This is a genomic window from Deinococcus alpinitundrae, from assembly GCF_009982895.1.
Classification (GTDB): Bacteria; Deinococcota; Deinococci; order Deinococcales; family Deinococcaceae; genus Deinococcus; species Deinococcus alpinitundrae.
In genome coordinates, this window is the sequence record NZ_WXZL01000011.1 from 104,831 (window position 1) to 127,176 (window position 22,346).

The following is a 22,346-nucleotide window of genomic DNA, read 5'->3' on the forward strand; positions in this document are numbered from 1 at the left end:
CACATTACCTGTACGGGTTTTGGGGATAGACTCTTTTCATGTGGGTTTCAACCAAGGCTCAGTACGGGCTGCGTGCCCTGATCGACATCGGCCAGCGTCCCGGCGCGGCGGTGCCGCTCAAGGATGTCTCGGAGCGCCAGGGTATCAGCCAGCACTACCTTGAGCAGATCGCCTCGAATCTGCGCCGCGCCGGGTTTATCCGCAGTGTGCGTGGCGCACACGGGGGTTACGTCCTCTCGCGCCCACCGCAGCAGATCAACGCCTGGGACGTGGTTGTGGCGATGGAGGGCAGCATCGCGCCGGTGGCCTGCATCGAGGACGATCACAGTTGTGATCGCACCGGTACCTGCTCAACTGAGGGGCTGTGGCGGCGGGTGGACACGGCTATTCGTGGGGTGCTGGGCAGCGCCAGCCTGGCCGACCTGATGGCCGAAGAAGCCCAGGCCAGGCACGGTCAGCTCGTGCAGTTCGAGCCGATGCCAAGTCATTTGTAAAGCATTTCAAATCATCAGATAACTAAGGGCTGCGCTGCTCGAAGTATGGCCCTTTCTGCGCTTATCCTGACACCTGCCAGGCCGCGCTGTCGTCTATCCTGCTTGCCATGTACGCTCGCCTTAAGCCCCTGCTCTTTCGCCTCGATGCCGAGCAGGCCCACCACCTGACCATGACCGCCTGCGCGCTGGCCGGGCAGCTCCCCGGTGTGCCTGCACTGCTCGGCTCGCTGACCCGCCCCATTTCCGCGCAGCTCAGCCAGCAACTCTGGGGATCCTCCTTCGCCTCGCCGCTCGGTCTGGCGGCGGGTCTGGACAAGAACGCCGAGGCGCTGGGCGTGTTCTCGAACCTGGGGTTCGGCTTCGTGGAGGTCGGCACGGTGACGCCGCGCCCGCAGCCGGGCAACGAATCGCCCCGCCTGTTTCGCCTGCCGCCCGACGAGGCGCTGATCAACCGCATGGGCTTCAACAATCTGGGTCTGGACGTGGTGGAAGGCCGCCTGCGGGGGCGGCACGCTGTTCCCGTCTGGGCCAATATCGGTAAGAACAAGGACACGCTCAACGGGCAGGCGGCAGACGACTACCTGGCCGGGGTGCGGGCGCTGGCGGGGGTCGCCGATGGGTTTGTCGTCAATGTCAGCAGTCCCAACACGCCGGGCTTGCGGGCGCTGCAACACGCGGGCGAGCTGCATGAACTGCTGCGGGCCGTGCTGCATGAAGCCGAAACGCAGTGGGTTCGCACCCTGCGGGCCGTGCCGGTGCTGGTCAAACTGGCTCCCGACTTGAGCGACGCGGACTTCGAGGCCAGCCTGGACGCCGTGCAGCGGGCGGGAGTGTCAGGCCTGATCCTCTCCAACACGACGCTGAGCCGCGACGGTCTCACCCATTCTCACCGGACCGAGACAGGTGGCCTCAGCGGACGGCCCCTGAGTGCGCGCAGCACCGAGCTGGTGCGCCGGGCCTTTCGTCAGACGGCGGGAGGGCTGCCGATCGTTGGTGTCGGCGGCGTGTTCACGGCCCAGGACGCCTACGCCAAGATTCGCGCCGGGGCCAGCCTGGTCGAGGTCTACACCGCGCTGATCTACGAGGGGCCGGACCTGCCGCGCCGCATCAATGCCGGGCTGCTGGAGCTGCTGCGCCGCGACGGGTTCACGCATATCAGCGAAGCCGTCGGCGTGGACGCTTAGCGGACTTTCACGCTTCTGGTTGCGGGCTGCTTTTTCAGCCAGGCCACAAAGTTCTGGACGCTCTCCTGCTCCAACAAAGCGTCCACCGAGTTCAGCTCTCCAGCGAGTTCGGCGTTGCTGAACGTCTTGTGCAGGAACTTGTGGCAGGCTCCGCACAGCATCACGGTGGGCAACTCATGAACCTTGACGCCGCGCCGCCGTCCCTGTGACCGGGGAATCAAGTGATGCTCGGTGAGGTGCGGCACGGCCCGCTCGCACAATCCGCAGCGCGGCTCACTCGCGGGCGGCGGCGGCCAGTTGGAAAGGGGCAGGCGGCGGGCCATCACGGCAGGATGGCGCAGACCAGCGGGGGAGATCGTAGCGTTTTGCCCCTTCCGGAAGCAAAAAAAAACCGCCCCCGATGTGGGAGCGGCTTTAGTGAGTCGGAACTTACTCGGCGGAGATGCGGGCCAGCGCCTTCTCGTCGCGCAGGGTGATCTTGCCGTAGCCCGCGCTGATCACGCCGTCGCGGCTGAGTTCGCCGACGACCTTGGTGACGGTCTCGCGCACGCTCCCCACGGCGGCGGCCAGCTCGTCGTGCGTGGCGTAGATCATGGTTTCGCCGCTGTCGAGCTGTGAAGCCAGGGCAGTGTCCTTGAGTTCGAGCAACTCGCCCGCGATGCGTGCGCGCAGCCGCTTGCCGACCAGCCGGTAGATGCTCTCGTAGGCGCGCTCGAGTGTGCGTACCAGATGGGTGGTCACTTCGAGGTTGTCCTCGTTGCTCATCAGCGCCGGGTTGATCACATCCACGGTGCTGTCGGTCACGGCCTCGGCGAAGTACTGACGGTCGGACCCGGCCAGCGCCTCCTCCCCGAAGTACTGGCCCGGCTTGACATAGCGCAGGGTCAGGCCGTTGCCGTCGTCGTCCATAGTGTGAATGCGAACCAGGCCGCTGGCGACGCGGTAGAGCATCTCGGACTTGCCGGGGTAGAGGATGACGACGCCGGGACGGTAGGTGATGGTGTCAACAAAGGTTTTTTCGAGGAGCATGTTTGTGCCTCCTGAGGCTGAGTGAGGGGTGGGAGCCGGGTCAATCCTGGCCATGACCACAGTGTATACCTGCATCACAATTTTGTAAACAGTTTTGTATCTTTAATTAGCGCTAAGACTACAAACCGGGCAGCCCAGGCTCCTTCGTATCGATGGCTGTCTGTTTATGAAGCGTGCAAAAAAAGCGGCGCTGGGCGCTCGAATTTGATGAGAAGAACTGGCTGGCCTATTTCCCCGGCCCGCTCGAACATGTGCGTTCGCTAAGTCAAGCCGACTTGATCATGATCATGGGCGGAAGCATGCCGCCTCCGCCCATGGTTCTTACATGTTCACTCCTCAAACTTTACAGTTCGTCCTCGCGGGCAATCGAGAAGGCGCTGATGACGCTGTCCTTGTCCTGAATGTTGATGATCTTGACGCCCTGGGCGTTGCGGCCCGTCACCCGGATGTCGTCCACGCGGGTGCGGATGACGGTGCCTTTCTGGGTTAGCACCATCAGTTCCTCGTTACCGCCCACGCGGGTCAGCGTGACCAGCGCGCCGGTCTTCTCGGTCACGTCGAGCGTGATGACGCCCATGCCGCCGCGCCCCTTGCCGGGATAGTCGCCCACCGGGGTGCGCTTGCCCAGGCCGAACTCGCTGACGGCCAGCAACTCGCTGGCCTCGTCGCCGCCCGGGACTAGCGCCATGCTGACCACCTTGTCGTTCTCGCCCTCACGCAGCCGGATGCCGATGACGCCCTGGGTGGCGCGGCCCGTGTCGCGCACCTCGGAGGAATCGAAGCGCATGGCCTTGCCGTTGCGGGTCGCCAGCACCACGTGGTCGCCGTCTTGCACGATCCCCACGCCGATCAGCTCATCGTCCGCCTGCAAGTTGATGGCGATCAGGCCCGCCGAGGTGATGTTGCCGTAATCGGTGATCAGTGTCTTCTTGATGATGCCGTTCTTGGTGGCGAACACAAAGCAACCCGGCTCCTCGAAGCTGTGGACGCTCAGCACCGAGGCGATGTTCTCCTCGCCGCGCAAACTGGGCAGCAGGTTGCGGATGTGGCTGCCCTTGGCGTCGCGGCCCGCTTCCGGCAAATCGTAGATCTTCTCGTGGAAGACCCGGCCCTGGTCAGTGAAGAACAGCAGGTAATCGTGGGTGCTGCCCACGAAGACGCGGGTGTTGATGTCCTCGTCACGCAGCTTGCCGCCCGACGAGCCGCGTCCGCCGCGCTTCTGCTCGCGGTAGTTCCCTAGGTTGGTGCGCTTGAGGTAGCCGGCCCGCGTCATGGTGATGACCATGTCCTCGACGGCGATCAGGTCTTCCTTGTTGATGTCCTCTTCGAGCAGGGTGACCACCGTGCGGCGCTCGTCACCGTACTTCTCGCGCAGCTCGCGCAGTTCCTTGCGGATCTCGCGCCACAGCAGCGTCTTGTCGCCCAGGATGCTGGAGAGGCGGGTAATCAGGGCCTGCAATTCGTCGTACTCGGCTTGCAAGCGGCCACTTTCCAGCCCGGTCAGGCGTTGCAGGCGCATGTCCAGAATCGCCTGGGCCTGAATCTCGCTGAAGTCGAAGCGCAGCATCAACCCGTCTCTGGCCTCGGCGCCGGTGTTGCTGCGCCGGATCAGGGCGATGACCTCGTCGATATGGTCGAGGGCCTTGAGCAGACCTTCCAGGACGTGGGCGCGGGCCTTGGCCTGCTTGAGTTCGTACTCGGTGCGGCGCGTCACCACGTCGGCGCGGTGGGCCAGGAAGTACATCATGGTGTCGATGAGCGACAGCACGCGCGGCTGGCCGTCCACGATGCTGAGGTTCATAACCGTGAAAGTGGTCTGGAGCTGGGTGTACTTGTAGAGCTGATTGAGCACCAGCGTCGGCATCGCGCCGCGCTTGAGTTCCACGACGATGCGCACCGGGTCCTTGCGGTCGGATTCGTCGCGCAGGGCCGAGATGTCAGGAATCTTGCCCGCCTTGTACATCGCCGAGATGGTCTGGATCAAGTTGGTCTTGTTGACCTGATACGGAATCTCGGAAATGATGATCTGGTTGCGCCCGTTCTTTTCCTCGATGCGGGCCTTGCCGCGCACCTTGAGGCCCGCGTGGCCGGTCAGGTAAGCCTCACGGATGCCGCTTTGCGAGAGGCGGCCCCCGGTGGGAAAATCCGGGCCGGTCACGTGCTTCATCATCTCGTCGAGACTCATCAGCGCCGACTTTTCCTGGGCAGTGTCGCCAGGCTTCTCGGTGATGGCCAGCAGCCCATTGATGATCTCGGTGAGGTTGTGCGGCGGAATGTTGGTTGCCATGCCCACGGCGATGCCCGAGGCCCCGTTGACCAGCAGGTTGGGGAAGGCGGCGGGCAGCACGCTGGGTTCCTCGGTGGTCTCGTCGTAGTTGGGCTTGGAGAGCACCGTTTCTTTTTCCAGATCGGCCAGCACTTCCTCGGCCAGCTTGGTCATGCGCGCTTCGGTGTAGCGCATGGCCGCCGCCTGATCGCCGTCCATGCTGCCGAAGTTGCCCTGCGGATCGACCAGGGTGTAGCGCATGTTCCACCACTGCCCGAGTCTGACCATCGCATCGTAGATGGAGGTGTCGCCGTGCGGGTGGTACTTTTTCATAACTTCGCCCACGACCGCCGCCGACTTGGCGTGCTTGTGGTTACTCAGCAGGCCTTCTTGCAGCATGGCGTACATGATGCGGCGCTGCACCGGCTTCATGCCGTCGCGCACGTCCGGCAACGCCCGGTCCACGATCACGTTCATGGCGTAATTGATAAAATTGGTCTTGACTTCGGTGGTGATGTCAACAGGTTGGATTCCAGTCACGGTGACTCCTGGGATAGCCGCGTCCAGCCGGGGCCGGGCGGGTGAAATGAACTGACCTGAAAGCGTTCAGGCGGTGAGCAGAGTCTAGCATATATTACGCTGTGAGCGTAATAGGCCGACTGCCGGGCAACCTGTCCAGTATAGCGCAAAACTGAGCTTTTGTGGGTCTGGGCGCGCAGATTTTCGGGCCAGCCGGAGGGGGCACCAACGGGCTGTGTGGTGAAACGAAAAGACCGGATTGGGGAACAGGGCCAGGGCTAGCCGGGCAGCACGAAGCGGACCTGGGTGCCCCGCCCCGCTCCGCTGTCCAGGCTGAGTTCGCCGCCTGCCAGCGCCACCCGCTCGCGCAGACCCGTCAGACCCATGTGCCCGGCCTGGGCACGTTGCGCGGCCTCGCCGCTGTCCAGGCCGCGCCCGTCGTCACTGACACTGACCTCCACCGCGCTGGACTGGTACACCACCCGTACGGCGGCACTGGCGGCTGCGGCGTGCTTGTCCACGTTGCTCAGGGCTTCTTGCACCGCCCGGAAGAGGGTGAGTTCGGCGGCGGTGCTCAGGCGGCGTTCGGCTCCCTGCACTTCCAGGCGGGTGGGGGTACAGGCCTGGGAGACCAGCCATTCCAGCGCGGGCAGCAGCCCCAGGTCGTCGAGCACGCTGGGGCGCAGGTTGCGCGCAAAGCGGCGCACGCCCTGAATGGCGTCATCGAGGTCCTCGCGGATCTCCACGGCCTGAAGGCGACTCTCACCGCTCAGGCTGCGGCCCAGCCGGTCCAACCGGCGGCCCAGTGCCACCAGCACCTGGGCGGTGTCGTCGTGCAGTTCGCGGCTGATGCGGCGGCGCTCCTCCTCCTGGGCCTGGGTAAACAGCGACAGGAACTGCCGCAACTCGCCCTGCCGGGCCGAGACCGCTTCGAGTTCCTGGCCCCGGCGCTGGATTTCCTCGGCCAGCGTCTGCAACTCGCTGAGGTCGCGCGCCACCAGCAGCAGCCCCTGCACCTGCCCCGCCTCGCCGGTGACGGCGGAGAGACGCATTTCCAGGTGCAACTCGCCCGCGACGCCGTTGACCGTTACCTCGCAGCGTCCTCCGCTGCCCTGCTCGCTCAGGCAGGCCTGCCAGGCGTCCACAAACGCCGGGGCGCGGATCAGGTCCATCAGGTTGTCGCCTTCCAGCGGCCCCAGCAGACGCAGGCTGGCGGGGTTGGCGTAGGTCACGCTGCCCGCCGTGTCGGCGGCGATGATCAGATCGTGGGCGCTGTGGGCCAGCAGGCGGTAGCGGGCTTCCTCGCGGGCCAGGGCGCTCAGCAGCCTCTCGCGGCTCAGGGATAAGGCCACCTGATCGCTGAGCGACCGGGCCAGGTGCAGACTGCGCTCGCCGGGCACCTCATCTTGCGACTGGTCGGCGTAGAACAGCCCCAGCAAGCTGCCCTGGTGCTGGACCGGCGCGAGGAGACCGCTGGCCGCGCCGCTGAGCAGATGCCGCCGGGTCAGCGGGCGCGGTCCCCGGCCCAGTTGCGCCAGCAGCCAGCCGAGCTGCGCGGCGTCCGGCGCGCCGGGCAGGTTGTAGCAGGCGATCTGATTGATGCGCCCTGGGCTGATGCGCTCGGGTGACCGGTTCGCTTCGTCCACCTCAGCCGGGTCGTCCTCGCCGCCGCCGAGCGTGACGATCAGGCCGCGCTCGGCTCCCAGTGCCAGGGTCAGCTCACGGGCCACCGCCGTGAGTGCGCCGGGCGCAATCGGCGACTGCAAACGCGAAGCCACGCTCAGTAGTACCGCACTCTCGCGCTCGCGGCGCACCTCGTCCTCGTAGAGCCGGGCATTCTCGATCGCCAGCGCGGCCTGGGCAGCGAACACCTCGGTGAGGGCCAGTTCCTCGGCGTCGAGCGGCAGCACTTCGGTGTAGTACAGGCTCAGCCCGCCGAAGACGTTGCCGCGCGCCGAGAGCGGGAGCCCCACCACGCCCCGGTAGGGGTACTTGCCCGCCGCCAGCAGTTGCCGGGTGTAGCGCGAGCCGCCGCCCTGGGCCTCAAGGCTGACATCGTGGCTGAATACCAGTTGGCCTTTTTCGACGGCCCGCCCGGTCACGCCCGCGCCGACCCTGGCCCTTGAGCGCAGCACGTACTCGCTCGACAGCCCCACCGCGCTGCGGATGCTCAACGTGCGTCCGTCCGGCTGGAGTTCGTGCACCGCGCAGGCGTCGGCCCCGAACAGCACGCGGGCGTAGCTGAGCACGCTGGCGAGAATGTCGGCCAGATTGAGGCTGTGCGAAAGTGACGCGCCCACCTCGCGCAGCGACTCGGCCACGTGGCGCTTGCGGGTCTCGTCGCTGTAGCGCCGGGCGTTGTCGATGGCCAGGCTGGCCTGCTCGGCCAGTGCCAGCAGCAGGGCGTCGTCACCTTCGCTGAGTGGGCGGCGCACCCGCACGTCGGCGTACAAAATGCCCAGCGGCCTCCCGCGCGCCTTGAGCGGGGCGATCAGGGCGATCATTGGTGAGAACTCGGCCAGCCCGGCGCTCAGCGGCGTGTCCTGATCGCGCTCATGGTCGTAGACGATGACTTCCCCGCGTTCCATCAGCCGCGCGAAGCTCTCCGGTCCCACACCCACGTCGCCGCTGAACGGCGCGGTAAAGCCGTGGGTAAACACTTCGCTCGCCAGCTCGACGCCCGCCGGGTGGCCCGCCGCGCTCGCCTGCCCGAACAGCCCCACCAGCGCCCGCTCGAAGCCCAGTGCGTGGGCCGCCATGTGAGCGGTGGCGGTCAGCACTTCGGCCAGATCCAGGCTGCCGCCGATGCGGGTGTTGAGCTGGGTCAGCGTCTCGGTGACGCGCCCACGCCCGCGCCGCGCCTCACGGGCCAGCGCGCCCTCGAAGGCCAGCGTCAGCAGCGGCAGGGCCACCTCGATCTCGGCCAGGGCCGCTTCCTCGCCGCCGATGATTTCCAGGACCGCGCCGGAACCGCCCGCCAGTGAAGTACCCGTTGATAAAGCGCCGGTCAATGAACCATTCAGCAGCGGCAGGGCACAGATCATCCCGCTGCGCTGCGGCTGGCCCGTCGTCAGGGCCTGGCGGGCCAGGGAGCCGTCACTCAGGCCCAGGCCGCGTCCGTGGGCGCATAGCACGCCCAGCGCCTCGCCCAGCCGCGCCTGAGCGCCGTGCGCCCGGCAGCGCTCCGAGGCGATTTGCGTCAGCAGCTGCAAAAACCCGCTGGCGTGCTGGGCCTGACTGAGAGAAGCGAGGGCGTCGAGCATGGCGGTAGCTGGCAGCCTAGAGCATTTGCCCCGAGCGCAGGCCACATCGGCTCTCAAAAGCCGCCGCCCGGTCGTTCTGGGCGGCGGCTTGATTGCAGAGCTCAAGGATTGGAGAACTTTGGTTCAGGGATTGGCGGGCGGGGTGGTGGCTGGCGTCGTGGTGGCTGGCGCGGTGCTGTTCGGCGTCGCGGCTCCCGGCGTGGCCGTGCTGCCCGGCGCAGGCTTGGGCGCGGCGGCCAGGCGCTTGTCCTGGGCGGCCAGCACGGCGCTGAGGTCGTTTTGCACCTTGATGCCCTTCATCTGGGCCTTGAGGTACGCCTGCCCCGCCTCGCTGCGCTTCTGGGCCAGCAGTTGCGGGCGAATGACCGACTCGACTTCCTTGAGCGGCTTGACGCTGGCACGCACCAGATCGGTGACGTAGGCCACGCTGAAATTCTGGCCGTTCTCGATCACGTCGCTGACGCTGCCCTCTCCGGCGGGGCGCAGGCTGGCGGTGTCGAAGATGGCCTTACCCAGCGCTGGGTTGAGCTTGGCGTCGCCCTGGGTCAGGCTGCCGCGCTCCGAAACGGTGCCGCCCGCCTTGCTGGCTGCCGAGACGAAATTCTTGCCGTCAAAGCTTTGCCGGAAGGCCAGGGCCTTGGCCTTGTCGGTGAAGACGGCCTCGCTGATGGTGGCGCTGGCCTTGGTGGAGTAGGTGGCGATGTTGGCTTGGTAGTTCTTGATCACGTCCTGGTCGTTGACGGTCACGTCCCGCGAGCCGTAGAGCGCCAGTTGCTGGGCCAGATTGGCGCGGTTGCCGACCAGGGCCAGCTTGTTGCTGGCGACGATGCTGGGCGCGGCGAACTGCTCGATGAGCTGGTCGGTGATGCCGGGCTTGAGAAACTGGTTGACCATGCTTCCGGCCTGCTCGGCAGGCACCTGCTGAAGCAGCGCGGCGAACTGCTGGTTGCCGACCACGCCGCTGAGCACGTCCGAGTACGGAATCTTCTGGCCCGCCACCACTGCGACAGTGGGATTCTGAATCTTCCAGGCAGGCACCAGGTACTCGACCTGGGCGTTCTTGCGCAGGCCGTCGAACCACTGCTCGGCGGCGGCGGTCTGGAGCAACTGGTTGACCTTGTCGGTGACCTGCGTCTTGACGCTGGCAAACGGCTTGGTGGCCGCCGGAATGAACTGCTCCACCTTGACGATATAGAACTTGCCGCCCGAGGCGATCACGTCGGTCAGGCCGCCGCCGGTCAGGGCGAAGGCTGCCGCGCCGACCTCACTGGGCAGCGTCACCTGGGTCACGGGGGCGGGCTTGCCATTGGTGACCGGGCCGAGCGCGCCGCCCCGGCTTTTGAATTCGCTGCTGTTGTTTGATGCCAGCGCCGCAAAGTCCGAGCCGCTTTTCAGCTGGGCCAGTAGGGCGTTGGCTTTGGCCTGATCGGCCACCACGATCTCGCGCCCCACAATGCGCGCCTCGTCCTGAAACTGGTCCTTGTTGAGATCGTAGTACTGCTGCAACTCGGTGGCGCTGGCCTTGCGCGCCGCGTCGGTGATGGCCTTCTGCTTTTTTTGCACGGCCAGTTGTGACTTGACTTCCTGGCGGTAAGACGCGTCGGTAAAGCCGATCTGCGCCAGGCGGTCGACCCAGGTCTTGTTGTCGGTCAGGTTATTACTCTTGCGCACCTGATCCACCTGGGTGTTGACGTCTGCGCGGCTGATGTCCTGGTCCTGGCTGGCGGCCTTGAGCAGCGCGTTCTCGATGCGGCTTTCCACCGTCACGGTCTTGAGATCGTCGCCGAGTGAACCTTCGGTGGTGGCGCTCAGCACCGGGTTGCTGCGTTGCAGGGCCTGCAATTCTTCCACGGTAATCGTCTGGCCGTTGACCTTGATGGCGGGCGTGCCGGTCTGGGCACTGCCGAACAAGCTGCCCACGTTCGGCGTGAACTGATAGATCAGGCCCACCACCAGCAAGACGGCCAGAAACCCCAGCAGGACGCTGGTGAGTACTTTTTTATTCACTTGATTCCTCCTTACCTGCATGCTAAGTTACCTGAGCTTTGCGGCCTCACGGCAAGCATTTGCCCCGCTTTTTCTGCACCCGTAGCTCAGTTGGATAGAGTGTTGGCCTCCGAAGCCAAAGGTCATAGGTTCGAGTCCTATCGGGTGCACCACCCACCACGCCAGTTGTTTGTCGGCGTGGTTTTTTTGGCGCTCGGTTGCCTGGGTGGGCCGTTCCTGGGCCAGTTGTTGTTGGGCGACTCGGCGCTGTTTTCCCGGCACACGCGCGAAAGTCTAGCACGCGCCTTTTGCCGGATATGACGCTCAGGTGAGGCAGATGGGGGGTGGGCCGCTTGCTCCCGCCGCCGGTTCGACTTGCCCCGGTCCCGCTAGAATGCCCGCATGCTCCTGCAAACCCTCACCACCCTCAATTACCGCAACCTCGCGCCCGCCACGCTGCACTTCCCGGCAGGCGTCAGCGCGGTGTGGGGGCCGAACGGTGCGGGCAAGACCAACCTGCTGGAAGCGGTTTATCTGGCGCTCACCGGCCTGAGCGACGTGGGGAGATTGGAGCAGCTGGTCTTGCAGGGTGAGAAGGAAGCCTACGTGCGCGCCGATTTGCTGCAGGGCGGCAGCCTCAGCGTGCTGGAAGTCGGGCTGGGGCGGGGTCGGCGCACCCTTAAGGCCGATGGGGTGCGGGTGCGCGGCCTCGAATTGCCGCGCGGCAGCGCCGTCTGGATTCGCCCGGAAGACTCGGAACTCATTTTCGGCGCGCCGAGTCTGCGCCGCGCCTACCTCGACGAACTGCTCTCGCGCCTGAGCGCCCGCTATGCCCAGCAGCTGACCCGCTACGAGCGCGCCGTGGCGCAGCGCAACGCCGCTTTGCGGGCCGGAGAAGACTGGGCCATGCCGATCTGGGAAGACACACTGATCAAGCTCGGCAGCGAGATCATGGAGGTACGCCGCCGCGCCGCATCGCGGCTGGCCGAGCTGGCCGCCGCCGCCAACGCCGCGCTCGGTTCGGCCAAGCCGCTCCGGCTCGAACTTGCGGAAACCACCACCCCCGAAACGTTCCGGGCCGATTTCGCCCGCCGCGCCGCCGAGGAGCGGGCACGCGGCTCCACCGTCATCGGGCCGCACCGCGACGACCTGAGCTTGACGCTGGGAGACTTCGCGGCAGGCGACTATGCCAGCCGGGGAGAGGCCCGCACCATCGCACTGAGCCTGAGAAAAGCCGAACTCGACTTGCTCCAGGAGCGCTTCGGCGAGATGCCGCTGCTCCTCATCGACGATTTTTCGGCTGAACTCGACCCGGCCCGCCGGGCTTTCCTGCTGACGATGGCTGCCAGTGTGCCGCAGGCCATCGTGACCGGTACCGAGGAGGCTCCCGGCGCGGCCCAGAGCCTGCGGGCCGAAGCCGGACGCTTCCTGGATGCCCGAACGGAAGATGCTGCCGAGCAGGTTCGCGCGTGACCCGCCGTAGCAGCGGGCCGCGCCTGGGCGGCGCACGCGGCCTGCGCGACGTGCTGGGCACCACCCTCGCCAAGCACCGCTTGCAGGGTGGGCTGGCCAAAGCGCGCAGCATCGTGCTGTGGCCGGAGGTGGTGGGTGTGGACCTGGCCAGACTCACCCGCGCCCGCAGTCAGCAGGGCAATACCCTGATGATCGAGGTGCGCGACAGCAGCCTGGCCCACTTCCTGACCTTGCAGCGCCCGGCCTTTCTCAAGCGGCTTCAGGAAAAACTCGGCGACCAGAGTGTGACCGAGCTGCGTTTCTCGGTGGGCCGCCTGAATACCTCCACCCCCGTGCCGTTGCCCGAGGCGCTGCCCGCGCCGGACCGTGCCCGCGCCCGTCAGCTGGCCCAGGCCGCGCCGGAAAGTCTGCGAGAAGCAGCGCTCAAGGCCGCCGAGGCGGTGACCCGTGCCCGGCGCTGGCGCGAGCTTCAGGGCTACGCGCCGTGCCCGGTGTGCGGCGAGCCGAGCCGTGAGCAGCCCTGCCGCGCCTGCCAGCTGACGCTGGCTGACCCCAACGTGAAGCGCGCATCCCTGCGCCTGGCCCGCGATCCAGCGTATCTGGGGGGCCTGAGCGACACGCTGGGCCACAGCGGAGCCGACGCCGCGCGCTTTCTGGCGCTGGCCGCGCTGGCCGAGCGTCTGGAAGGTCTGGCGCTCGAATGCGTGCAGGCGGGCCATGACGGGCACTACCGGGCTTACTTGGAAGAGCAGGCGACGGTGTACCTGAAGTTGCACCACCGCCGCACCCGGCTGAGCAAGGCCGACTGGAAGGCTGTGCCCGAGCGGGCGCTGGCCGTGCTGCGGGCCGGTTCGATGGAGGTGGGCTGAGCATCAACCGGGTCAACCGTGCTCCAATCCGCCCACGTTCCCCCTGCGGCGGCGTACAGTAGCGCGCATGGGCCGTGACGACCACCAACAAGCCGCGCCTGGCAACGTGCGCGCCGCCGTGCTGACCATCAGCGACACCCGCACGCCCGACACCGACACCAGCGGCCAGTACCTGCGCCGCGAGATTGCTGCCCTAGGCCACACCCTCAGCGGCTGGGCCATCGTCAGCGACGACGCCACCGAGATTCGCCCGGCCATCACCCGCCTGATGGGGGGGCGGCATGATGAGGGCGCCGAGGTGCTGATCACGACTGGCGGCACCGGCATCACCGGGCGCGACGTCACCATTCCGGTGGTCGAGTCGCTGATCACCAAACCGATGCCGGGCTTCGGTGAACTCTTCCGGATGCTCAGCTACGGGGAGGTGCGCGGCGCGGCGATGCTCTCGCGGGCAGTGGGCGGGCTGGCGGGCCACACCCTGATCTTTGCCCTGCCGGGCAGCCTCAACGCCGTGCAGACCGCCTGGGAAGGCCTCTTAAGAGATGAACTCGGCCACCTGGTCTTTGAGATGACCCGGCATGGGCAGCGCGGTTAAGGGCGGGAGCGCAGCGCCGTGAACACCCTCGATCAACTGACCCCGCTCTACGCTGCCGTGCTGATCGGCGTGGCGTTGACGTGGCTGTGGCAACTGGCGCAGTCGGCCCGCCGCAGCTTGTGGCCCCGGCTGGGCTGGCTGATGCCGCTGGGCCTAGGCGCGCTGCTGGCCGCTCCAGTATTCGATGTTCCGGCGCTTTTCGGTGCGGGTGCGGGCTTTGCGCTGATCGCCGCCTACTGGCCGGTGCTGCGGCTGCGTAGCGCGCCGGGCCGCCGGGGAACGGGCCTGGCCTGGCTGGGCCTCGGGCTGGCACTGCTGCTGGTAATGCTGGCGGTGCAGTTTCAGAGCGTGGGCGGGCTGCTGCTGGCGGCCTCAGCCGTGCTGTACGGGCTGGCCGTCCTCCTTTCCGCCGCACTCTACCCGCGCCGCTCGCCGACGCCGCTTGCATCCCGGCCCGTCCAACCCTTCCTGCGCCGCTGGCAAGGCGCGCAGCTTCCGGCGGTGGCTGACCTCGAACTCACGCTGGATGTCGATGCTGCCCGGTTGCTCAACACGTCTGGTCAGACCTTGCACCTGGCCGGATGGTCGCCTGCCAGCGGCAACGCCTGGCTGCGAACCCGCAGCGCCGACGGTCAGCCGCTGGCCACCCTGAACGCGGGCGAAACTGCCTACCTCACCCCCTGGTCGCCGATGGCGGGTGGTCCCGGCGAGGGAGTGCGGGTCTGGTACGCCCGTGAGGGCGAGGACGCCACCTACCTGTTTCGCGCCGACTGGGCCAACAGCTGGGTGCCGGGTGGCGCGGAAGAACTGGGCGAGCGGATTCTGAATTGAGGCTGTAGGGTGTGGGTCGGAGATATTTGCGGCGCTCCCTCACCCTTGAGAGGAGGGTGAGGGAACAGAAGACCTGACCTGCTGCGATCTGCAAAAAATCATCTGCTCTTCATCCTGACTGGCCCGGCAGGTCTTCGGCGCAAGCAGCCAGCTGAAACGCCGGAATCTCCAGCCCGAGCGGAGCGACAGCTCCCTCTCACCGAAAAACTTATTTCCCGAAACTCCCTGCCTTCACGAACACCAGCTTCGCCGGGTTGACATACTTTTGCAGCGCAGCCAGCGCCGAAGCGGGCGTCACGGTCTGCAACCGGGCGTCCTGTTCGGCGCTGTTGGCAAAGGTCTGCTCCAGGTAGGTCTGCCTCAGCAGGGTGCCCAGCAAAGTGCCGTCGTCGCTGCGGTTGGCGGCGGTGGCCTGCTTGATGGCCGACTGCACCCGGCTCACCTCGTCTGCCGTGAAGCCGCCCGCCAGGGCGCGGGTGAGTTCTTCTTGGAGGGCCGTCTGCACCTTGCCGATGTCGGCGGGTGAGGCGGTGGCCGACACGTCGAAGCTGGCCAGCGCCTGCTCGCTGCTAGCGCTGACGCTCGCGCCGGACGAGTAGCTCAGCCCTTCCTTTTGCCGAACGCGGGTCGCCAGCCGCGAGGATAAGCTGTCGCCGCCCAGAATCTGCACGGCGATCAGCAGCGGCGCGTAATCGGGATCGGTGTCTTTGAGTGCGAAGTTCTGTGAGGCCAGCAGCACCGCTCCAGTCTTGTCGGGCACGTCGAGGCTCAGCGTCTGCGCGGCGGGCGTGACCAGAGGGTCGCTCAGGCGCTGGTAGCTCACTGGAGACTTGAAGCCGTCCAGCAACCTGGCGAGGCTGCTTTCCACCACCGCCTTGTCCAGCGGCCCCACCACGGCCAGTTGCGCCGAGCTGGAGAGGCCCCAAAGGCCTGAGTACACCGCCTTGACGTCGTTCAGGGTCAGCGCCTGCTGGTCTTCGATCCGCTCGTCCAGGCTGCGGTAGTATTGCCGGTCACCGCGCTTGGCATCTGCAGGCATGAAGGCGCGGCCCAGCGCGATGCTGGCCAGAGAATTGGGATCGGTTTTCCCGCTTTCCAGTCCGGTCAGTCTGCCGCGCTTGAGGTCTTCAAAGTCGCTCTGCGGCCACAGTGGCTCGCGCAGCACCGTGCGGGCAATCTCCAGCGTGGCGCCCAGATTCTCCGGTGGAGCGGAGAGACTGACGCTCAGGCCGGTCGAATCGCCGCCGATATTCAGGGTGGCGTTCAGCTTGGCCAGAGCCTCCCGGCGCTGTTGCACGCTCAGCCCCTGAGAGCCGCGCAGCAGCATGGCGGCCACGTAGCCACCCGCGTCGCGGGTGCGGACGCTTGCCTCGGTCGTCTCGTTGCCCAGATCCACATTCAGGCTCAGCAGGACCCGGTTGCCCTGCACCGCCTTCTTGAGGTACGCCGCCTTGATGCCGCTGGGCAGCGTGACGCGCTCCACGCGGGCTTCCAACGCGGCGGGGTCGGTGTTCAGGTTCTCGCCCTGGGCCTGGGCGGCGCGGGGCTTGAAGTTGTTCAGGGCCGCTGTGATGTCCGGCGCGGCAGGCACCGTGACCGTTTGCGGCGCGGGCGTCGGGTAGAAGGTCCCTGACGTCAGGTTGGTGGGCTTGAAATACAGCTGGGCCACCCGGTTCACGTCCGCCGCCGTGACGGCCAGCAGAGCGTCGCGCTGAATGAAGAAGCTGCGCCAGTCGCCGCTGGGCAATTCTGGAATCAGGTTCTCGGCGGTGGCGGCCGGGTCGGCGGCCAGGCGGTCGAATCCGGCGATCAACTGGGTGCGGATACGCTCCACGTCGGTGTCGGTGATGGGGTTGGTGCTCAGCTTGTTGACCACGCCCTGTAAGGCCGCCCGCGCCGCCGCGACGCTGCCGTTGGGCGCCAGATTGACCACCAGATTGCTGAGGCCCGGCACGCTGTAGCTGTCCACGCTCATGCCCGCGCCCACCGCTAGTTTGCTGCCCACCAGTGCTCTGTAAAGCCGTCCGTCGGGCTGCTCGCTCAGGACATACGAGAGCATGCTCAGCGCGGCGTTGTCGGGGCTGTTGGCTGCGGGCGTGTGGTAACTGTCGATGATGATCGGCGCGGCCCCTACCCGCCGCACGCTGACTTTCTTCTCACCGTTCTGGGGCGGCTCCACCGTGTAGTCGGCGATCAGCGCCTCGCCCGCTTTGCTGCGGTCCGGTCTGGGAATCTTGCCGAAGGTGGCCTGAATCCTGGCGAGCGCCGCTTCCGGTTCGAAGTTGCCCGCCAGGGTCACCACCGCATTGTCCGGCTGGTAATACCGGGCGTAGAAGGTCTTGAGGCGGCTGGCCGGAACGTTGATGACCTCCGAGCGGTTGCCGATGACGCTGCGGCCAATCGGGTGAAATTCGAAGGCGGCCTGCTGGGTGGCCTTGTAGAGCAGATTGCCGGGGTTGTTCTCGCCGTTGTCGAACTCGTTGATGACCACTTTCAGTTCGCTGGCGAGGTCTTCGGGTTTGATGAAGCTGTTGACCATCCGGTCGGCTTCCAGCGCCGTCAGGAAGGCGAGGTTGTCCTGGGTGGCGTTGACGGTGGCGTGGTAATCGGTGTACTCGGCGTGGGTGTCGGCGTTGGCGTTGGCCCCGCGCGCGCGCAGGTCGCCGGGAATGTCTGGGTGCTGGGGCGTGCCTTTGAACAGCATGTGTTCCAGCAGGTGCGCCATGCCGCCCTCGCCGAGGCCCTCATCCACGCTGCCCACCAGGTAAGTGACATGCAGGGTCAGCAGGGCGTTGGACGCGGTAGGAGCCAGCAGCACCCGCAGGCCGTTGGCGAGGCGGTATTCGCTGACCCCCTCTGCCGAGTTGACCAAAGTGACGCCCACCGGGAGCTTGACGTTCAGAGTCTGGATGCTGTTGGCCTGTCCAGCGGTGGGCGCGGCAGTTTGGGCAAATGCTGTGGCTGCGGGCGTGAGCAAGAGCAGGGCCAGGGTCACGGTGCGGAGGTTGGGCATGGGCGGAGTATTTCACGCGTTCAGCGCGCAAACAGTGCTGCCGGGAAGCGCTCTACCGACTGTGCGAGGCTGCTGGGCCTTAAGGAGATTTGGCATCCGCTTGCCAGTCCGAGCAAGCGATTTGTTGACTTCCGCCGGACGATGTGCAGGCCATGTTCGAAGCAAACTGGATTCTTTGCTTCACTTCCCGCCGTCCCAGGCCGCGCTATACTTGCTCTGCGATGACCGGGAAGAGTACCCGTGCGTGAGCGCCCACAGGAAGGTCTCTCTAGCGGTACGCCGCTAGACTGAGAGGAGACCGGGAACGCCGCCGGAGAACGTCGCCCGCGAGCACGAGGGAAGAAAGAACCGTTCTCGGACGGCTCGATTAGACTCCTCCGGGTGCGCCCGTTACAGCGTGTTCAAGTGCTCGCCCTGTATGGGTGGGAATCGCGGTGGTACCACGGGAAACGACCTTTACGGCGTCTCGTCCGCAGCTCTCAGCGGATGGGGCGTTTTTTGTTGCCCAGCAGTTTTCTCTTTCCCAGGAGCACCTTGCATGGCTACGTTGTTTTCAGAACCCATTCCGGCACGTGCCCACGCCCAACGCCAGCAGTTGCGCGCGAAAGCCGTCTGCTCCGTCACGCAGGGCACTCAACTCCTGGTCTTTGACCCTCCACTCGACGATTCCGGTGCGCAGATTCCGGCGGGCGGCGTGGCAGTGGGGGAGACGCCCTTTGAAGCGGCCAGTCGGGAAGTCAGGGAAGAAACCGGGCGCGGCGGGCCGAAGCCGCTGCGCTATCTGGGAAGCGCCGTCCGGATCAATACCGAACACGCCAAACACGAACGGCGGGATTTCTTTTACCTCGCGGCTCCGCCCGATTCGCCCGGGACCTGGGACCATCCCGCTGACGGGCAGCGATTTCGTTTTCGTTGGGTACCGCTGTCTCATCTCAATTTAGACTGAAATTTCGATGCTTTGCTTCTCACAGGAGTGACCCCATGACCGAGACCACCGCTGACACCGCCGCCGAACTCACCAAGTCGTTCGATCCTGCTGCCACCGAGCCGAGATGGGCCAAACGCTGGTTCGAGGAACCGTTCCGCGCCGACGCGACCAGTGCCCGCGAACCGTTTACCATCGTCATTCCGCCGCCCAACGTGACCGGCAACCTGCACCTCGGCCACGCGCTCGACAACACCCTGATCGACACCCTGATCCGCTATAAGCGCATGGCAGGTTTCGAGGCGCTGTACCTGCCGGGCATGGACCACGCCGGAATCAGCACGCAGGTGGTGGTCGAGCGGCAACTGCGCGAGGCAGGCGTGAGCCGTCACGACCTGGGCCGAGGGGCCTTCGTGGAAAAGGTCTGGAACTGGAAGGCCGAGTCCGGCGGCGTCATTCTGGAGCAGCTGCGGCGGCTGGGTGTCAGCGCCGACTGGACCCGCGAGCGCTTCACCATGGATGAGGGCCTGAGCCGGGCGGTGCGCCATCAGTTCGTCAAGCTGTACCACGAGGGGCTGGCCTACCGGGGCGAGCGCATCGTCAACTGGGACCCGGCGGCCCAGACGACCCTCAGCGAACTGGAAATCGACCGCGAGGTCCGCAAGGGCAAGATGTCCACCCTGAGCTACAAGCTCGAAGACCCGGCGGCGGCGGCCAGCAACGGCGAGCCGGGCGAAATCCTGATCGCCACCGTGCGGCCCGAAACCATCTTTGCCGATCAGGCGATTGCCGTTCACCCCGATGACGAGCGCTTCTCGCACCTGATCGGGATGAAGGCGCGCATTCCGTTGACCGATAGACTGATCCCGATCATTGCCGACGCCGCCGTGGAGCGCGACTTCGGCGTGGGCGCACTCAAGATCACCCCCGCGCACGATCCGACCGATTTCGAGATCGGCGAGCGGCATAAGCTCTCCCGCCCCAGCGTCATCGACCTGATGGGCAACCTGACCTCCGAACTGGTGCCCGAAGCGTTTCGCGGCCTGGAACGCTTCGCCGCCCGAAAAGCAGTGGTCAAGGCCCTGACAGAGAGCGGCGATCTGATCGAGGAGAAAGACCACGATACCGCCATCGGCCTCAGCGAACGCACCAAGGTCCCGGTCGAGCCGATCGTCAGCTTGCAGTGGTTCGTGAACGTGAAGCCGCTGGCCCAGCAGGTGCTGGAGGGCCTGGACAAAGGCGAGATGCAGTTTGTCCCGGAGCGCTACACCAAGGTCAACCGCGACTGGCTGGAGAATATCCGCGACTGGAACATCTCGCGCCAGTTGTGGTGGGGCCACCAGATTCCAGCCTGGTACGACGCCGAGGGCAACATCTACGTGCCGAGCATCGAAAATCCCGACCTGGACTGTGACCAGGACCCGCAGTACGCCCACCTGAATCTGCGGCGCGACCCGGACGTGTTCGACACCTGGTTTTCGAGCAATCTGTGGCCCTTTTCCACGCTCGGCTGGCCTGACGAGGGCAACGAGGACTTCCTCAAGTTCTACCCGACCCAGGTGCTGGTCACCGGCTACGACATCCTGTTTTTCTGGGTGGCCCGGATGCAGATGGCCGCCTACGGGCTGACCCAGCAGGCTCCCTTTCATACGGTGATGCTGCATGGCCTCTACCTCGACAGCAAGGGCCAGAAGATGTCCAAGAGCAAGGGCAACGGCCTCGATCCGCTCGAACTCTTCGATCAGTACGGGGTGGACGCCTCGCGCTTCGCCTTCGCCTTCCTCTCGACCGGCGGGCAGGACATTCGCCACGACGCCCGGCGCTTCGAACAGGGCCGCAACTTCGCCAACAAGCTGTGGAACGCCGCCCGCTTCGTGCGCCTGCGCTTATCGGAAGTGGTGGCCGACCTGCCCGAGAGCGACCCGCTGACGCCGTACATCCGCGCCGCCGCCGAGATGCCCTCGGGCGTCAATCCGCGCAGCCGCGACCTGCTGCTCTCGTTGGCCGAGCACAAAGAGAAGCTGACCCTGGCCGACCGCTGGATCATTAGCCGCCTCAACGCGGTGACGGCGGAAGTCACGGCCCATCTGGACGCCTTCGACCTCGGCGCGGCGATCCGCTCGATCTACGCCTTCACCTGGGACGAATACTGCGACTGGTATCTGGAAGCGGCCAAACCCGCCATGAGCGCTGAGAATACCGGCACGCTGGCAACCCTCAAGCTGGTGCTGGAGCACATTCTCAAGCTGCTGCATCCGTTCATGCCGTTCATCACCTCGGAGCTGTATCAGGCGCTCGGCCACCGCCGTCAGCTGGCGGTCCACGCCTGGCCGGATGTGAATCCTATGCTGCAAGACCAGGAGGCCACCGAGGCCTTCACCCGCCTGCGCGCCGCCGTGAGCGCGGCCCGCGTCCTCAAAAACGAGCTGGGTCTGTCACCGCAGGACCGCCTGCACGTGGCGGTGGAGGGCGAGGCCGCCAAACTGGTGCGTCAGAATGCCCGCGTCGTGGAGGGCATCGCCCGCGTCACGCTGGTCGACGCACTGGAAGGCCGTACCCTCAGCGCGGTGGACGCCGGGGTGATTATCCGCGCGCCGCTGGACGGCACGGTGGACAGTGCCGATTGGCTCGGCAAACAACAAAAGCGTCTGGTCGAACTCGGCAAGCAGATCAAGCAGGCGCAGGGCAAACTCGCCAGCGAGAGCTTCGTGGCCCGCGCCCCCGCCGAGATCATCGAGGAAGAGAAGCGCCGGGTGACCGACTTCAGCGCCCAGAAGGAGCGGTTGGAGGCGGTGCTGGCGCAGTTCGAGGAATAGAAGCAAGACAAGAAGCAGGGCCGCCCACCTCGGAGTGGCCCTGCTTCTTGGTTCGGCAACTACAGCACGTCGTCGCGGATGCAGGCCTTGAAGTGACCCGGCGACACCTCGCGCAACTCCGGGATGATCTTGGCGCAGTCATCGATGGCGTAGCGGCAGCGGGTGCGGAACACGCAGCCGGAAGGCGGGTTGATCGGGCTGGGAATGTCGCCTTCCAGGATGATGCGCTGGCGCTTGACGGTGGGGTCCGGCACCGGGGCCGCCGACAGCAGCGCCTCTGTGTAGGGGTGCTTGGGGTTGCGGTTGAGTTCGCGGCTCGAGGCGATCTCCATGATGCGCCCCAGGTACATCACGATGATCCGGTCACAGATGTACTCGACGACCGCCAGATCGTGGGCGATGAACAGCACGGTCAGGCCGAGTTCTTCCTGAAGGTCCTGCATCAGATTGACGACCTGCGCCTGAATCGACACGTCGAGCGCCGACACTGGCTCGTCGGCCACGATGAAGCTGGGATCGACCGCCAGGGCGCGAGCGATGCCGATGCGCTGGCGCTGCCCGCCGGAAAACTCGTGCGGGTAGCGGCGCATGTGCTCGGGGCGCAGTCCCACCTTCTGAAGCAGACTGGAGATGCGGTCGGTGCGCGCCGATCCCTGGTGCAGCTTGTGAATGTCGAGCGCCTCGCCGATGATGTCCGAGACCGTCATACGCGGATTAAGGCTGGCAAACGGGTCCTGGAAAATAATCTGCATCTGGCGGCGGTAGTCGCGCATGTCCGACTTGTTGAGCTTGGTCACGTCGGTGCCGTTGAAGATGACCTGCCCGCCGGTCGGCTCGATGAGGCGCAGGATGGCGCGGCCCGCTGTGGTCTTGCCTGATCCCGATTCGCCCACCAGCCCGACGACCTCGCCCTTGGCCAGCTCGAACGACACATCGTTGACGGCCTTCACATTGGCGACCACACGCGAGAGCAGCCCGCCCCGGATCGGGAAGTACTTCTCTAGGTTCTGGACCTTGAGGAGCGGCGGCGCAGCGGACACGACGGCCCCCGGCACGGTGGCAGGGGTGGTATTGAAATTGGCG

The 22,346-nt window shown here is 66.0% G+C and carries 15 protein-coding genes and 1 tRNA gene; 9 read left to right on the forward strand and 7 right to left on the reverse strand.

Features of this window, described 5'->3' with window-relative positions; all coding sequences use genetic code 11:
- Positions 1–38 precede the first annotated feature (38 nt).
- On the forward strand, positions 39–494 hold the full coding sequence (locus GUI70_RS12110) for an RrF2 family transcriptional regulator (protein ID WP_161882568.1): 456 nt from the start codon (positions 39–41) through the stop codon (positions 492–494).
- Between the two features lie 107 nt (positions 495–601).
- Positions 602–1,678 carry a quinone-dependent dihydroorotate dehydrogenase gene (locus GUI70_RS12115; RefSeq protein ID WP_161882569.1) on the forward strand — a complete coding sequence of 359 codons (1,077 nt, stop codon included), beginning with the start codon at positions 602–604 and terminating at the stop codon, positions 1,676–1,678.
- Here the strand turns inward: GUI70_RS12115 and GUI70_RS12120 are convergent.
- The 5 genes from GUI70_RS12120 to GUI70_RS12140 form a co-directional block, all read right to left on the reverse strand.
- A complete protein-coding gene (locus GUI70_RS12120) occupies positions 1,675–2,001 on the reverse strand; it encodes an HNH endonuclease (protein ID WP_161882570.1) in 327 nt (108 codons plus the stop codon). The genes GUI70_RS12115 and GUI70_RS12120 overlap by 4 nt on opposite strands.
- A 106-nt stretch (positions 2,002–2,107) precedes the next feature.
- On the reverse strand, positions 2,108–2,707 hold the full coding sequence (locus GUI70_RS12125; RefSeq protein WP_143719945.1) for a helix-turn-helix domain-containing protein: 600 nt from the start codon (positions 2,705–2,707) through the stop codon (positions 2,108–2,110).
- 343 nt (positions 2,708–3,050) lie between these two features.
- Entirely contained in the window at positions 3,051–5,513 is a 2,463-nt protein-coding gene (gyrA, locus tag GUI70_RS12130) for a DNA gyrase subunit A (protein ID WP_161882571.1), read from the reverse strand.
- A gap of 257 nt (positions 5,514–5,770) precedes the next feature.
- Complete coding sequence (locus tag GUI70_RS12135) at positions 5,771–8,755, reverse strand: GAF domain-containing sensor histidine kinase (protein WP_161882572.1); 2,985 nt, start codon at positions 8,753–8,755, stop codon at positions 5,771–5,773.
- A 123-nt stretch (positions 8,756–8,878) separates the two neighbouring features.
- A complete protein-coding gene (locus tag GUI70_RS12140; protein ID WP_237724869.1) occupies positions 8,879–10,762 on the reverse strand; it encodes a peptidylprolyl isomerase in 1,884 nt (627 codons plus the stop codon).
- Between the two features lie 75 nt (positions 10,763–10,837).
- Between GUI70_RS12140 and GUI70_RS12145 the strand changes: the two genes are divergently transcribed.
- From GUI70_RS12145 to GUI70_RS12165, 5 genes are all read left to right on the forward strand, one after another.
- Positions 10,838–10,914 (forward strand) — tRNA-Arg (locus tag GUI70_RS12145).
- Between the two features lie 229 nt (positions 10,915–11,143).
- Positions 11,144–12,214, forward strand: coding sequence for a DNA replication/repair protein RecF (gene recF / locus GUI70_RS12150; protein ID WP_161882574.1), 1,071 nt, complete (start codon positions 11,144–11,146; stop codon positions 12,212–12,214).
- On the forward strand, positions 12,211–13,083 hold the full coding sequence (locus GUI70_RS12155) for a DciA family protein (protein WP_237724870.1): 873 nt from the start codon (positions 12,211–12,213) through the stop codon (positions 13,081–13,083). Before recF ends, GUI70_RS12155 begins: the two co-directional genes overlap by 4 nt.
- A 67-nt stretch (positions 13,084–13,150) precedes the next feature.
- Positions 13,151–13,678, forward strand: a complete 528-nt coding sequence (locus tag GUI70_RS12160; RefSeq protein WP_161882575.1) for a MogA/MoaB family molybdenum cofactor biosynthesis protein — start codon at positions 13,151–13,153, stop codon at positions 13,676–13,678.
- Between the two features lie 18 nt (positions 13,679–13,696).
- Positions 13,697–14,509: a hypothetical protein gene (locus tag GUI70_RS12165; RefSeq protein ID WP_161882576.1), complete on the forward strand. Its 813-nt coding sequence runs from the start codon at positions 13,697–13,699 to the stop codon at positions 14,507–14,509.
- Positions 14,510–14,717: 208 nt separating this feature from the next.
- Here the strand turns inward: GUI70_RS12165 and GUI70_RS12170 are convergent, their stop codons facing one another.
- Positions 14,718–17,522, reverse strand: a complete 2,805-nt coding sequence (locus GUI70_RS12170; RefSeq protein ID WP_161882577.1) for a M16 family metallopeptidase — start codon at positions 17,520–17,522, stop codon at positions 14,718–14,720.
- A 538-nt stretch (positions 17,523–18,060) separates the two neighbouring features.
- Here GUI70_RS12170 and GUI70_RS12175 point away from each other — a divergent pair.
- Together GUI70_RS12175 and GUI70_RS12180 are read left to right on the forward strand one after the other, a co-directional pair.
- Positions 18,061–18,468: an NUDIX domain-containing protein gene (locus GUI70_RS12175; protein WP_161882578.1), complete on the forward strand. Its 408-nt coding sequence runs from the start codon at positions 18,061–18,063 to the stop codon at positions 18,466–18,468.
- Positions 18,469–18,503: 35 nt separating this feature from the next.
- A complete protein-coding gene (locus GUI70_RS12180) occupies positions 18,504–21,263 on the forward strand; it encodes a valine--tRNA ligase (RefSeq protein WP_161882579.1) in 2,760 nt (919 codons plus the stop codon).
- A gap of 59 nt (positions 21,264–21,322) precedes the next feature.
- Here the strand turns inward: GUI70_RS12180 and GUI70_RS12185 are convergent, their stop codons facing one another.
- A complete protein-coding gene (locus tag GUI70_RS12185) occupies positions 21,323–22,318 on the reverse strand; it encodes an ABC transporter ATP-binding protein (RefSeq protein WP_272952873.1) in 996 nt (331 codons plus the stop codon).
- Positions 22,319–22,346: the final 28 nt, after the last annotated feature.